The sequence below is a fragment of the Pseudomonas sp. GW821-FHT01C01 genome (assembly GCF_059422645.1).
The window spans coordinates 138,490-152,479 of the sequence record NZ_JBWKXF010000001.1; the positions used below are offsets into that span (position 1 = coordinate 138,490).

The 13,990-nt window shown below is 59.4% G+C and carries 12 protein-coding genes; 4 read left to right on the forward strand and 8 right to left on the reverse strand.

All coding sequences use genetic code 11. The features are described 5' to 3' along the window. The first annotated feature begins 20 nt into the window (after positions 1 to 20). Positions 21 to 788: an enoyl-CoA hydratase/isomerase family protein gene (locus tag AC07XF_RS00510; protein WP_495024950.1), complete on the forward strand. Its 768-nt coding sequence runs from the start codon at positions 21 to 23 to the stop codon at positions 786 to 788. Positions 789 to 938: 150 nt separating this feature from the next. Here the strand turns inward: AC07XF_RS00510 and AC07XF_RS00515 are convergent, their stop codons facing one another. The 3 genes from AC07XF_RS00515 to AC07XF_RS00525 all read right to left on the reverse strand — a co-directional run bounded on the left by AC07XF_RS00515 (position 939) and on the right by AC07XF_RS00525 (position 4,215). Beyond that, entirely contained in the window at positions 939 to 2,072 is a 1,134-nt protein-coding gene (locus AC07XF_RS00515) for an acyl-CoA dehydrogenase family protein (RefSeq protein ID WP_495024951.1), read from the reverse strand. Between the two features lie 58 nt (positions 2,073 to 2,130). Beyond that, positions 2,131 to 3,315 (reverse strand): acyl-CoA dehydrogenase family protein, encoded by a 1,185-nt coding sequence (locus tag AC07XF_RS00520; protein ID WP_495024952.1) that lies wholly within the window; start codon positions 3,313 to 3,315, stop codon positions 2,131 to 2,133. Between the two features lie 138 nt (positions 3,316 to 3,453). Then, positions 3,454 to 4,215 (reverse strand): crotonase/enoyl-CoA hydratase family protein, encoded by a 762-nt coding sequence (locus tag AC07XF_RS00525; protein ID WP_493172134.1) that lies wholly within the window; start codon positions 4,213 to 4,215, stop codon positions 3,454 to 3,456. A gap of 24 nt (positions 4,216 to 4,239) precedes the next feature. Here AC07XF_RS00525 and AC07XF_RS00530 point away from each other — a divergent pair, with 24 nt between their 5' ends. After that, complete coding sequence (locus AC07XF_RS00530; protein WP_495024953.1) at positions 4,240 to 6,099, forward strand: fatty acid--CoA ligase; 1,860 nt, start codon at positions 4,240 to 4,242, stop codon at positions 6,097 to 6,099. 143 nt (positions 6,100 to 6,242) lie between these two features. Here the strand turns inward: AC07XF_RS00530 and AC07XF_RS00535 are convergent, their stop codons facing one another. From AC07XF_RS00535 to AC07XF_RS00555, 5 genes are all read right to left on the reverse strand, one after another. Next, positions 6,243 to 7,037, reverse strand: a complete 795-nt coding sequence (locus AC07XF_RS00535) for a crotonase/enoyl-CoA hydratase family protein (protein WP_495024954.1) — start codon at positions 7,035 to 7,037, stop codon at positions 6,243 to 6,245. Between the two features lie 18 nt (positions 7,038 to 7,055). After that, positions 7,056 to 8,051, reverse strand: coding sequence for an acyl-CoA dehydrogenase family protein (locus AC07XF_RS00540; protein WP_495024955.1), 996 nt, complete (start codon positions 8,049 to 8,051; stop codon positions 7,056 to 7,058). A gap of 18 nt (positions 8,052 to 8,069) precedes the next feature. Beyond that, positions 8,070 to 9,227 (reverse strand): acyl-CoA dehydrogenase family protein, encoded by a 1,158-nt coding sequence (locus AC07XF_RS00545; protein ID WP_495024956.1) that lies wholly within the window; start codon positions 9,225 to 9,227, stop codon positions 8,070 to 8,072. Positions 9,228 to 9,327: 100 nt separating this feature from the next. Beyond that, positions 9,328 to 10,092 carry an SDR family NAD(P)-dependent oxidoreductase gene (locus AC07XF_RS00550; protein ID WP_495024957.1) on the reverse strand — a complete coding sequence of 255 codons (765 nt, stop codon included), beginning with the start codon at positions 10,090 to 10,092 and terminating at the stop codon, positions 9,328 to 9,330. 15 nt (positions 10,093 to 10,107) lie between these two features. Next, positions 10,108 to 11,286, reverse strand: coding sequence for a thiolase family protein (locus AC07XF_RS00555; protein WP_495024958.1), 1,179 nt, complete (start codon positions 11,284 to 11,286; stop codon positions 10,108 to 10,110). Between the two features lie 378 nt (positions 11,287 to 11,664). Here AC07XF_RS00555 and AC07XF_RS00560 point away from each other — a divergent pair, with 378 nt between their 5' ends. Both AC07XF_RS00560 and AC07XF_RS00565 read left to right on the forward strand, forming a co-directional pair. After that, positions 11,665 to 12,009: a hypothetical protein gene (locus AC07XF_RS00560; protein ID WP_495024959.1), complete on the forward strand. Its 345-nt coding sequence runs from the start codon at positions 11,665 to 11,667 to the stop codon at positions 12,007 to 12,009. A 247-nt stretch (positions 12,010 to 12,256) separates the two neighbouring features. Continuing rightward, positions 12,257 to 13,921: an AMP-binding protein gene (locus AC07XF_RS00565; RefSeq protein ID WP_495024960.1), complete on the forward strand. Its 1,665-nt coding sequence runs from the start codon at positions 12,257 to 12,259 to the stop codon at positions 13,919 to 13,921. Positions 13,922 to 13,990 lie beyond the last annotated feature (69 nt).

The window sequence follows — 13,990 nt, forward strand, 5'->3', positions numbered from 1 at the left end:
TTTTCGAACAAGAGGCACCCATGACGATGAGTTTTTCTACCCTGCAGCTCGAGATCAATGGCCAGATTGCCCATATCCAACTATCACGCCCAGGGCTGTCCAACCGTTTCGACGAACTCGCTCATATCGAATTTGCCGATGCCCTGGATAGCATCGCCCGGAACGAAGATGTGCGCGTACTAGTACTTTCCGCTCAGGGTAAGGTGTTCTCGGCCGGTGGTGACTTTGATGAAATCATTGAGGCGCGCGACTCGCTGCAAATTCGTTTGCGCATGGTCCGCGATGCTCGACGTGTTTTCCACACACTCAATGGCCTGCCGATTCCGGTGATAGCAGCGGTGCAGGGGGCCGCCGCCGGCATGGGTGCTACCTTGATGACATTGTGCGATATCGTCGTGGCTTATGCTGACGCTCATATCTCCGACCCCCATGTCGCCATTGGGCTGGTCGCGGGCGATGGCGGCATCATCGGCTGGGCACAGTCACTCGGCCTGCTGCGCGCCAAGCGCTTCCTGCTGACCGGCGATCGGCTAGTTGCGCGCGAAGCCCATGCGATGGGATTGGTTACCGACTTGGTCGATACCCCGCAAGCCACTGTGGAGCGAGCGCTGGAAATCGCTCGACATATCGTCCGCCTCCCGCGTGCCGGAGTGGAGGGCACCAAGCGCGCCTTCAGCCGCTTGACCGAGCAGACTGCTCATGCGGTATTCGATCTTGGCCTGGCTTATGAAATGGAGAGCATGACCCGTCCCGAAGTCGCCGAAGCGATTGCCCGACTGAGGAAGTAACGCTCAGCAACAATGTTCATGAGGCTCAATGACGCGCTGCAAGCTTGCTCGTCATTGGGCTTTAAGCTGCTCAGTGCTGCCTGCAATTGCTGAAATCCACACACATAAAAAAAGCCCGCCTCCTGTTGCAGGAAGCGGGCCTCTGCCTTCTTACAAGATGTCGCTGGGATGTTGGCCTGGGTACTGAGCTTGCGTTGCGAGCTTGAACAGCTGTGGTGCCAAACGGTCTTTACGCTTCTCGGCAGCTCCGCCCAGCACTTCGCTCAGTCGTGCCCGCTTGAGGAACAAGTGGCAAGTGTATTCCCAAGTAAAGCCGATGCCACCATGCAGTTGCACACATTCGTCGGTAACTGTCTTGTAAACAGCGCCGACATACAGTCGAGCGCTGGCGGCTTTTATCTCCCACCCTGCATGCTTCTCGCCCGCGTCGCGGCAGGTCACCTCAAGCAATGCCCGGGTTGCCTCCAGTGATGCCTTGAGGTCAGCGCAGCGGTGCTTGAGCGCCTGGAACGAGGCAATGGGACGGTTGAACTGGTGCCGTTGATTCATATACTCCAAAGTTTGCTCGAACGCGGCGGCGGCGCCACCCCAGGCATCACATGCCAATGCAAGATCGAAGTGGGCACGAAGGCGGGCCATGGCTTGCTGCGCCGCTTCACCGCGCAGGATCACATCGTTCTCACCCGGTACAACACCGTTGAACTCGATATCGGCAATCTGTCGCGTTCTATCCCAAGTGGGGCGATGACTAACCACCACGCCGGGATAGGGCAGAGCAAGCAGGGCCACGGCCGCTTCCTCACCGTCGAGTGGAACTAGCAGGTGAGTAGCATGAGGGGCGTCGAGTACGTTGCGTATTCTGCCGTCGAGTCGCACATTGCCACCCGCCTGCTGGCTCAGGCGTAGCGAGTCGCTGCCAATGACCGGTACCACGATGGCGTCGCCGACGATTGCACTCGCCACCACCGAAGCTGCTGCGATAGTCGCTTGGGCATGGCTCGCCGCCTCGAGGCCGATCATGGCACTGGCGAAGGGCTGCGCCGAGAGTGCCCGGCCCAGCTCAATGTAGAGTACCGACAGCACCGCAAAGGGCTGGCCCAGCCCGCCCTTGTCCTCGTCAACCGTGAGGCCGAGCCAGCCCAGCTCGGCAATGAGTTGCCATAACTTTCGATCCGGGACCGCCGAAGAAACATCGTGGCTCAGGTACGCCTGGCGGTCGATGTAACGTTCGAGCAGGTGGCGGGCTGAGTCGCGCAACTCGTTTTTGTCTATAAATGCGTCCAAACCAAGTCTCCGCTCTATGGGTTATTCGTGTACGCAGTCAACACCACGGCAGGCGGAATCAGATCGCCTTTTCACGTGGCATACCGAGCACGCGCTCGGAGATAATATTGCGTTGAATCTCGTTGCTGCCGCCGGCAATCGACCACATAAAGGAGTTCATGTAGTCGAAGGTCCAGTTACCCGTTTCATGCCCGACACCCAGGGTATAGGGGGCCAGCAGGTGCGAGCCGGCATGGGCCTTCAGTCCGAGAGCGGTGAACTCACGCAATACCTGGGCGTAGTTGAGCTTGACAATCGAGGCCGCACCGCCGATTTCCTTGCCCGCGATCAGATTGCCCATCATTTCGTTGACCAGTGCACGTAGCGCATCGATACGGGTAAAAACGTCGACAGCTTCTCGCCGCAGTTGGTCGTCGTCGACCGTGCCGTCCGGCCCCGACAGTGCTTCGAGCAGTTGCCAGCGTGCTGAAGCCATGCGTTCGGCCAGCTCGAAAATCGCCACTCCACGTTCAGAGCTCAACGTGGTTTGCGCTACTCGCCAGCCTTCATTTTCCTGACCGAGTCGGTTGACCACGGGAATCCTTACGTCGGTCAGGAAGATCTCGGCAAACTCTTCGTCACCGGTAATCTGCCGGATCGGTCGGCACTCGATGCCCGGGCTCTTCATGTCCATCAGCAGGAAGGTAATTCCCGCCTGCTTGGGTACGCTCGTGTCGGTGCGCACCAACAGCAGGCAATAGTCAGCATACTGACCGAGGGTAGACCAGGTCTTCTGGCCATTGACGACGTAAAAGTCACCGTCACGATAGGCCCGTGTCTTCAACGAAGCCAAATCCGAGCCGGCATTGGGCTCGGAAAAACCCTGGCACCAGATCTCGCCATTGAGAATCGCCGGCAAGTGGCGTGCCTTCTGCTCCTCACTACCCCATTCCGATAGCGTCATCGCCGCGTGGTACAGCGAAATGAAATACAGAATCAGCCGGGGTGCTCCCGCCCTGACCAACTCCTCGATGATCACCAGTTGTTCGTCGAGTGAACGACCGCCCCCTGGCCAACCTGCCGGCCAGTGTGAGGTCGCGTAGCCACTGCTGACCAGTGTCCGCATCCAGTCGCGCTGAAAGGCTACGAACTGATCGCTGCCCACTCCCGTCATCTGCACGCGCCAATCTGCTGGAACGTTGTTCGCCAACCAGTCGCGCACTTGTGTACGCAGTGCTGTCAGATTTTCCTGCTCATACGTCATGCATGACCCCTACGATGAATGAGCGGCGGGGCTGCCACAGCCCGACGCTCGATGTTTGGATACCGGCAAGGGCGCGTGTGGTTGTAGCCTCGATCGCGTGCTGCCCCGACCCATGGCGAATTACCCCCCGCGTCCCGCTTATTTCCCGGTCCAGACCGGCTTGCGTTTTTCAGCGAATGCACTGGCGCCTTCGCGGGCATCGCTCGATTTGAACACCGGCAAGGTGTACGCATCTTGGCGCTCGAACACTTCGTTGCTAGGCCAGTCGAGGGACTCCTTGACTACCTGTTTGCTCACGGCGGTGGCTAGCGGCCCATTGGCGACAATGCTGCGAGCCAGCTCCTGGGCCACTGCCAGGGCTTGCCCTTCGGCCGCGACCCGATTGATCAGGCCATAACCGTGCAGCTCTCGGGCCGACACCATGTCACCGGTCAGCACCAACTCCAGCGCAATCCGGTAGGGCAGCTGCCGCGGTAGGCGCACCAGTCCCCCGGCGTTGGCCACCAGTCCGCGCTTGACTTCCGGTAGACCGAACCTGGCCGTTTCGGCTGCGACTATCAGGTCACAGGCTAGCGCCATCTCGAAACCGCCCGCCAAGGCATAGCCTTCGACCGCAGCGATCAACGGCTTGCGGATGGATGCATTGGTCAGGCCCGCCAAGCCGCGGTCATAGGGTTTGACGTTCTCGCCACGCAAGAAGGCCTTCAAGTCCATCCCCGCGCTGAAGGTGCCGCCGGCCCCCGTCAGGATGGCAACGCTGATGTCCTCGCGCTGATCGATCTGGTCCGTGGCGTCAGCAATGGCCAAGGCTACTGCGGCATTGACCGCGTTTCTGGCCTCGGGTCGATTGATGGTGATGGTGGCGATACCTTCGCTGACGCTGAACTCAACTTCCGGCATAGGGGCTCTCCTGATGGGCACTCGATGCGTTGTCTTGCTTATCGGCGATTGAAAAAGTCGCCGGGATGTGGCGCGATTCTGGTGCCGATACTCCTGGCCAACAACATCTTCGCGGCCATAGTTCCTATGCAGAACAAAGCCGTTACCGGTCCAGCGAAATTAGCCAATGCCGTCGGCCGTGCGTCCAGATCAACGCATCTGATTGAGCTGGCAATCGCATTTGTCTTGGCGTTACCAAGGCGTTTGGCGCCAGTGTGCTTCCCCTATGTTGCGTATGACAGTCTGGAAAATTCGCGAGGTACAAGCCCGATGCATACTCAGCTTCCCATCACTACATTGGCCGATATCCCCCCATACAACGCAAAGCTCTACGGGAAGAAGGCCGCTTTGCTCTTCGAAGGCCGTGAAACGAGCTTCGAAGCGTTCGATATTCATAGCAATCAGGTCGCCAATGCTTTGTTGGCCGCAGGGCTGAAGGCGGGCGATCGCATCGCGTACTTGGGCAGGAATAGCGACAGTTACCTGGAACTGCTGTTCGGTGCGATCAGGAGTGGCATCGTCCTGGTACCCATCAGTTGGCGGCTGGCCGCTCCGGAAGTAGCCTATATCCTGGACAACAGCGAGGCCCGATTGCTGTTTGCAGATAGCGCCTTTGCGTCAGCCAACACTATGGTTCAATCAAGATGGCTGAAGCACATCATCCTGATGGAAAGTGACACTCCAGGTCAGGAAACATTCGCCTCGTGGCGAACTGCTCAGGCCAGGCAGCAACCAACTATCGCCATTGCTGCGCACGATACCGCGGTGCAGATCTACACCTCCGGTACCACCGGCCGGCCCAAGGGAGTCTTGCTCACCCATCGCAACTTCATCCACATACGCGAACTGCTGACAGCGCAAGGCAGTGCGGCTGGTCAGTACCTACCGGACGATATCAGTCTTTTGGCGATGCCAGTGTCCCATGTCGGCGGCACCTCGACCGCGATCTGGGCGATGTACCACGGCATCAAGTCGGTTGTCGCTCGCCAATTTGAGCCGCACGATGTGCTCGACTATATCGAGCGTGACGGAGTGAATAGCTTTTTTTTGGTGCCATCGGCCTTGCAGAAGATCGTGCATGATCCGCGGGCAAGGCAAGTAGATTTCAGCCGCCTTCGGTACATCACCTACGGCGGGAGCCCGATGCCTCATCCGTTACTCAAAGAATGTATGGATATCTTCGGGTGCGGCTTTGTGCAGGGCTACGGTATGACCGAAACCTGCGCCAGCATTGTGCAACTTTCAGCGCAGGACCATTTGGACGGGGATTCACCACGTCTGCGTTCCTGCGGAAAGCCGTTGCCAGGCGTCGAAATTCGCATACAGGACGAGCATGGCCATTCATTGGCTGCGGGCGAGATCGGCGAGATCGTGACGCGCTCGCCGGGCAATATGACAGGCTACTGGCGTGACCCTGCAACCACCACTCGTACCCTCGACAGCGCGGGCTGGCTGCGGACCGGCGATGCTGGCTATCTCGATGTGGACGGCTACTTGTATATCCATGACCGCATCAAGGACATGATTGTATCGGGTGGCGAGAATATCTACCCAGCCGAAGTCGAGAATGCAATCTACAGCCATCCACTGATTTGCGAGGTCGCAGTGATTGGGGTGCCATCTCAGCAATGGGGTGAGGAGGTCAAGGCAATCGTGGTTGTGAAGACAGGGGCGCAGGTTTGCGCGCAAGACGTCATCGCCTGGGCCCGGCAGCGCATCGCTGGGTTCAAGGTACCCAAGTCAGTCGACTTCGTGGACAGCATTCCCAAGAGCGGGGCTGGAAAGGTGTTGAAGCGTGAACTGCGTAAACCATTCTGGGCAGGGTGGGACAGACAAGTCAATTGAAGGGGTGAGAGCAGTGCCAAGATCGGACCTCGGCTCGCCGCCATTTGCCGAGGTATGGGCGCAGACTGTGTGGCAGTGGTAGCAAGAAACACAAGCCACGCTGCGCCCAGGCAGGGTTCAGGCGTCTATGGTGATGCCGGGGGTCACGCGGAAAACTTCGGTGCCCGCTTCTCCACGAAAGCGCGTACTGCTTCCTCATGGTCAGGCGTCAGATGGGCAATGGCCTGATAGGCGGCGCTGGTCTCGAGCAACGAGTCCAGGCTGCTGCGTTCACCTTCGCGTAACAGGCGCTTGGTCATGCGCAGTACGCCACCCGGATTGGCGGCGATACGTTCGGCCAGCTTGCGTGCTTCGGCCAGCAGCGCGTCTGGGGCCACCACCCTTGAGACCAGGCCGCACGCCAGTGCCTGATCGGCCGTCAGGCTCTCGCCGGTGAAGGCCATCTCCGATGCCTTGGACATCCCCACCACTCGCGGCAACAACCACGCGCCACCGTCGCCGGGAACAATCCCGATCTTGACGAAACTCTCGGCAAAGGTAGCTTGCTCCGAAGCGATCCGAATGTCGCACATACAGACCAGATCCAGACCCGCACCTATGGCCGGGCCATTGATTGCGGCGATGATGGGTACATCAAGGTTGTACAGCGCCTTCGGTAGCCGCTGGATACCGTTGCGGTACTCTTCGCGGATCACGTCGGGTGTGAGCTTCTCGGTGAAATAGCGCTGCATGTCCTTCACATTACCGCCCGAACTGAAGACCGGACCTTCGGCAGTGAGAATCACCACGCGCACGCTGGAGTCCCGGGCAATATCGGCACAGGCCTGGACGAACTCAGGCACAGCACTGTTACCGGTCAGTGCATTGCGGGTCGCGGGCTGGCTCATGGTAATGATGAGCACAGGGCCCTCGCGTTCGAGCTTCAAGAATGGGGTCATTGGTGTTTCCTGTTCGGGTCAGTGTATGTCTGTTGCATTGCGCAGAAGGTCCAGGGCCAGGCCATCTTGGCCTTCTACCAGAGCCTCCCCAAGTACCTCATGCCAGCGCGACTCGGAGCCTCCCGTCTGGCGCCAGAGATGCAAGCGGCGGGTGTAGAGCTGCAAGTCAAACTCGGCGGTAATGCCGATAGCCCCATGGATGGAGTGGCTCAGTGCGGCAACTTCTACTGCGGCTTCACTGGTGCGCGCCTTGGCCACCGCAACGCGCACCCGATCAGGCTCGCTGGTACTGGAGTTACAGCCGATCTGCGCTGCCATGCGGGCGGCGAAAACGTGCTCGGAAATGACTGCAAGCTGATGCTGGATAGCCTGGAACTTGCCGATCGGGCGGCCGAATTGTTGGCGATCATTGGCATATTGCAGCGTGCTTTCGAACACCTGCATCAGTGCGCCGGTCAGCTTGGCTGCATAGATGCAAGCCAACAACATCTGGACATCATGGGCACCCGGGACAGTTACAGCGATAGTTGCCATTTCGGCCGACCAGTGCAGGCTGGCGTCGAGCGGGAAATCAGCCGGCCTGACCTCTGCCTGCGCGCTGGGCAGCAACAGGAGTTGGTTATCAACGGCCAGCAAAACATAGTCGGCCATCCGGCCATAACGCACTATGTTGCTCTTAAGGCCGCCTTCTACTTTCACGCCAGTGGCCAAGGCTATGCAGCCACCTGGTCGAGCCAGCCCGGCCTGAGCCAGCAGTGCACGGGCAAGCATGGTCTCGGCCAAGGGCAGCGGTAACAGGTACCGTCCGCACAACTCAAACACGTTGTACACATCTGACAGACACAGGCCGGCGCCGCCTTGATCTTCGCTGACCAGTGCGTCGGCGAAACCCGCCTCGTCGATCTGTTGCCAGAGCGATTGTGTCGACTTCCCGGCTTCGACTTCGCGTACTGTCTCGAGAGAGCATTGGTTCGCCAGCAAGCGGCGAACGGCGTCTGAAAAGAGATCGTCCATAGAGGACTCCTTGAATGCTTAACGTAGACCGAGGCCGCGTGCGATCATCCCGCGCAGAATGTCGCGCGTACCGCCGCGCAATGAAAACGAAGGTGCCACCTGAGTGACGTAGTTGAGGGTCTGCAGCAGTTCCAAGGGTACGTTCTGCCCTTCACGCGAAAACAGATCATCGGCAATGGCTGCAGGAATTGCCTGCTCGACACAGGTGCCCAGGTCTTTCACCAACGCTGCCTCCACGGTCGGGCTCTCGCCGCGTGCCAGCTTGCCGGTCACTGCGATCGACATGGCGCGCAGCGGTGCAAGTTGACTTAACAAACGGCCGGCCAGGCGTACCGAGGACGGGTTACGTCCGGCGGCGGTACGCACGAAGGTCAGCCACTGATCGAATAGCACGATGCTGGAATAGAGGCGTTCGGGGCCGCTGCGTTCGAAGGCAAGCTCAGCGGTCACCTGTTCCCAGCCCTTGCCTTGCGTGCCGATGAGCGCGTCCTCTGGCAATTGCACGTTGTCAAAGAAGACCTCGCAGAAATGGCTGTCGCCGGATAAGTCGGTGATCGGGCGTACGGTAACGCCGGGCAGCGACAGATCGACGATCACTTGGGACAGGCCCTGCTGGCGATCCTGGGCACTCCCTGATGTACGCACCAGGGCAATCATGTGATGGCAATGCTGAGCGTTAGTGGTCCAGATTTTCTGGCCGCTGAGTGTCCAGCCATCTTCGGTACGGGTGGCACGGCTGTTTACGCTGGCCAGGTCGGAACCCGCATTGGGCTCGCTCATACCGATGCAAAAGAAAGACTCACCACGGCAGATCGCGGGGAGATACCGCTGCTTCTGCTCTTCGCTGCCATATTTGAGGATCAGCGGCCCGCTCTGGCGGTCAGCGATCCAATGCGAGCCCACCGGCGCGCCAAAGTTGAGCAGTTCTTCAACCAGCACATAGCGGGCAAAAGAGCTGCGCCCCGCACCGCCATATTCTTTAGGAAGGGTAAGGCCGAGCCAGCCTTGCTGACCCAGCTTGCGGCTGAAGTTTGCGTCATAGCCGCCCCACGACTTGGCCCGAATATGAGCCGGTACCTCGCACATCGCTTTCGTCAGGAAAGCCCGAACGGGCGCACGTAACGCCTCGTCCTCGGCAGGTATTGGGGTCAGAGCAAGTGAATCAAGCATGCTCATGTCGAGCACCTCCAGTCGAACTTGTCCATCTATGTGTCCTTTTCGAAGTCGAAATAAGGTGCCGGGAAGAGCGGTTGCTCTTCCCGGTCATCTCGTGCTCTCAGCGCGGTGGCATTCGGATGGCGCCATCAAGGCGGATCGTCTCGCCATTCATCATCGGGTTCTGGATGATGTGTGCTGCCAGCATGGCGTACTCGGATGGGTACCCCAAGCGTGCAGGATGTGGCACCGATTTGGCCAACGATTCGCGTGCCTCGGGGGTGACGCGGGCCAGAATCGGGGTGTCGAAGGTGCCGGGCGCGATGGTGCATACACGGATCTTACGGCTCGCCAGGTCACGAGCTGCGACGATGGTCATGCCAACAATGCCGGCCTTCGCCGAGGCATAAGGAATCTGGCCGATCTGTCCCTCAAATGCCGCCACCGAAGCGGTAAGGATTACCACGCCTCGCTCGCCATCGATTTCTTCGCCTTTTGCCATTTCGGCGGCCGCCAGGCGCAGCACGTTAAAAGTGCCCACAAGGTTGATGCGCACAATCGTTTCGTAATGCTCCAGAGAACCTGGTTCACCGTGCTTGTCCACCACCCGCAGCGGACCGCCACGGCCAGCACAATGCACCGTGGCCCTTAGGGGACCGAGGTCGCTGGCGGCAGCGAATACGGTTTTCATCTGATCTTCGCTGGTGACATCGGCCGGCACGAAGCGACAGTTGGCGCCCAGTTCGCTGGCGACTTCCGCGCCAGGCGAGCCGGGCAGGTCAGCAATGATTACTTTGGCACCTTGTGCCAGCAAGGTTTCCACTGTGGCACGGCCCAGACCCGATGCTCCGCCGGTCACGACCGCCGAAATTCCTGTCACATTCATAGTGCTGTTGCCTCTTTAGAGTCGTTCGATGAGGGTTGCGTTGGCGAGACCGCCGGCCTCGCACATGGTTTGCAGGCCATAACGCCCGCCGGTTTGTTCGAGGGCGTGCAGCATCGTGGTCATCAGGCGAGCGCCGGAAGCACCCAAAGGATGGCCAAGGGCGATGGCGCCACCACGGGGGTTGAGATACTCCGGGTTGACGTCGAACTCTTTAAGCCAGGCCAAGGGGACGCTGGCGAAGGCTTCGTTGACCTCGAAGTGATCAATGTCCCTGGCTTGCAGGCCAGCCTTGGCCAGTACCCGACGGGTGGAGGACAGCGGCGCTGTCAACATCATGATCGGGTCGTCGCCGATGACATCGAAAGCCACGAAGCGTGCACGCGGGGTCAGACCCAGGCGCACGGCAGTGTCCTCGCTCATCAGCAGCATGGCGGACGCGCCGTCGGCCAGTTGCGATGCGTTGCCTGCGGTTACGCTCCAGTTCAGGTCCGGGTAGCGTTCGAGCCAGTAATCGTTGATATACGAGGGCGTGAGCTGGGCCAAGCCTTCGCTGGTAGTTGTATCGCGAATGGTTTCGTCATGGCGCAGTTCAATGCCGTTGGCGCTAACTGGAATAATTTCGCGGGCAAACGCTCCTGAGTCTCTGGCGGCGGCCGCGAGCCGGTGAGAGCGGGAAGAGTAGGCATCAAGCTCCACGCGACTGATATTCCACCGCGCGGCGATGCGTTCGGCGGCTATGCCCTGGGGGATCAAGCCACCTTGGTAGCGTTCGTAAAGAGTTGAACCGAAAGGGTCCTGGCCGATTCGAGCGCTGAACATGGGGACGCGGCTCATCGACTCTACACCGCCGGCGACGACGATGTCATAAGCTCCGGCGGCGATGCCCTGAGCGGCGAAATGGATGGCTTGCTGGCTGGAACCGCATCGGCGATCCACGGTGGTGGAGGGTACCGTTTCCGGCAGTCCGGCACCGAGCCAGGCGAGCCGGCCGGGTGCACCGGATTGCTCACCGACCTGGCTGACGCAGCCGACGATGACGTCATCGACGGTGGCCGGATCCAAATCGTGGCGTGTCATCAGGGTCTTGAACAGGCCTGCGAGCAGGTCGGTGGGGTGAAGAGTAGAGAGCGCGCCTCCTGCCTTGCCACGTGCCATGGGCGTGCGGATCGCATCGACGATTACCGGGTTTCGCATAAGTTTTGCCCTCACTTGTTTGGCTGCGTTTTGAATGCATTTACCGTTGACAGGGCCGATCGAAAAGAACGTCTCGGCAACGGACGAGGCCAAGCATAGGGGAAACGCATAGGCGGAAAACGGTCTGGTACAGCCGGGACAAATGCTATTGCCATCTCAATCATCAGTCCTGGCAAGAGACGTATGCTCATGCTGTGGTCAGGCATTGGAACGCTCGGGTTCCGTACTATTCACCACCGCAACGAGGGCGAAGCGCATCCAGCAACTTGAGCGCGAGCTGCGCCGCAAAGACAAGGCGCTCACTTTCCTTGTGCGGCTGTTTCGCTTCTTCCCGGCGCCAATGCCATACGGATTTACGACCGGCTGATGTAGTGGGACTTGTTAGGTACGTTAGAGATGTGCGAAGGGCTCGAGTTGGAAGACCGCCATCCGTCGATCAAGAATTTCAAATTCCATACTCTCGATACCTCCATTGAGAACAACGAGCACAGTTCGCCCAAGTCAGTTGGACGCAGCGCAATTCCGGGCGGTGAGTTACACATCTGGCGCGCACTTTCGGCTCGAAAAGGGAGCCAAGGCAGTCAGCAAAACCCCAGCAAAACCCCAGCAAAACGAAAGGCCGGAAAGCTTTCAACAGCTGAGATCGAGAAATTGGCCCGCCCTGAAGAAACCTGGGAAGCGGCCCGCGCTCGACTAAACCAGATGCCACTGGATCTGGCTTAAAACTCGACGACGCCGCGACCATTGTTCTAGGGGGAACGAGAGCCGTCTGCCGCTCCTGTAGAATTCGGTGAACAGCAAGGCTGCTGGCGACGGCGCCTGTCCATAATCGCAAGAAGATTTGCCGCTGCTGTCAAATAGCCCCCCAAACGCCGCGATCCGGGACGCAACGTCTCGACAAGAGAAAACAACGCGGCTAATAAGACCTTCGTTTTTGAAGCGGTTTAACCATTTAGACGAGGTCCTGCTCATGTTAAATAGCGAATATGCCGAGAGTCGCTCACAGTCCTTCAACGGCGGTGAACCGGATGACGAGCTTCGTCCCGACCGTCTCGACACAGTGGTGAATGCGTTGGCTCGCGCCGTCGATCGTGCGGGGGACAAGGTCTTTCTCGACGTTCAGGGCGACACGATCACCTATGCCGGGCTCGATCGGCGTTCGACCCGCCTGGCGAATTCGCTGGCGGGACTTGGCATAGAAAAGGGCGCGACCGTCGTTACATTGCTCGACACGAGTGTCGACGTGGTCGCGACATGGTTCGCCATCAATAAGCTGGGCGCGCTCTGGGTACCGATCAACAATGCCTACAAGCAGGAGTTCCTGCGTCATCAGATCGCCGATGCGGGTGCGCGCTTGATCATTTGCGATCCGGTTTATCTCGATCGGCTGCTCGAAATATCCGACAGGCTCGATCAGGTATCGCTCATCCTGTGCCGGTCGCAAGGCCCCTTTCCACCGTGCAGCATACCCATCCAGCCGTTCGACGAGTATCGAGGGTCGGACGACACTCCGATCGCTACGCCCATCGAGCCAAGCGATCTCGCCTGCCTGATCTACACGTCGGGAACTACCGGACCTTCAAAGGGCTGCATGATCAGCCATAACTACATGTGTATGCAGGGCCGGCAGCAGCGCCGGTGCATGCCGGAGACGGCTGACGAAGTCACTTGGACGTGTCTGCCGCTGTTCCACAGTAGCGCCCAGACTGCAGTAATGGGGGCGCTAGTGGCTGGCCATCGCGTGGCGATCTGGCCACGCTTTTCGGTAACCACCTTCTGGTCGGACATCGAACAATCTGGCGCCCGCAATGCCATCTTGATGGCGTCCATTTTCGCCCTCATCGCCCATGCCGCCGAGAGCGAGGCTGAGAAGCGCTGCTTCGGCCAATTGCGCATGATCGTGGGACATCCCATAACGCCTGAGATCAGAAAAGTATGGAAGGAACGCTTCGGCGTTGCTACCGCGTCATCCTGGGCGTTCGGGCAGACTGAAGGGTCGCGCGTGACCTTGGCGACCATGGATGATAATCCTCCGGAAACCTCCGCCGGCCGGCCAGCTGAGGAATTTGAAGTGAAGATCTTCGATAAGCATGATCGCCCGGTGCCAGAGGGCGAAATCGGTGAGATCGTATTCCGGCCCAAATATCCCCACGTCATGTTCGAGGGATATTGGCGGCGACCGGAAGACACGTCTCGGGCCTGGCGTAACCTCTGGATGCATACCGGAGACCTGGGTCGTATGGAGAATGGCTATCTGTACTTCGCCGACCGGCAAAAGGACTATCTGCGCTGTCGCGGCGAGAACGTCTCGAGCTTCGAGCTTGAACGCACCTACATCGCCAATGACTGGGTTCAGGAGGTGGCGGTGCATGCCACCGGCGTGCAGAAAGGCGAAGACGACATCAAGGTCACGATAGTCCTGCGGGAAGAAGCAACCCCGACCGAAGAAGATGTGTGCCGGTGGTCGATCGATAATTTGCCCCACTTCGCTGTGCCGCGTTATTACGAGTTTCGCAAGGAACTGCCCAAAAACCCGACGGGTCGCGTGCAGAAGTTCGTGCTGCGCGACGAAGGCGTCACTGCAACCACCTGGGATCGCGACGCCGCGGGCATCATCGTACGCCGCAAGCTGTGAGCGGGTTGGTCACGCTGGAGAAAGGCGTCGCATGAACACGGGAGGGACTTGTGCGCGAAAGCCCAGTTT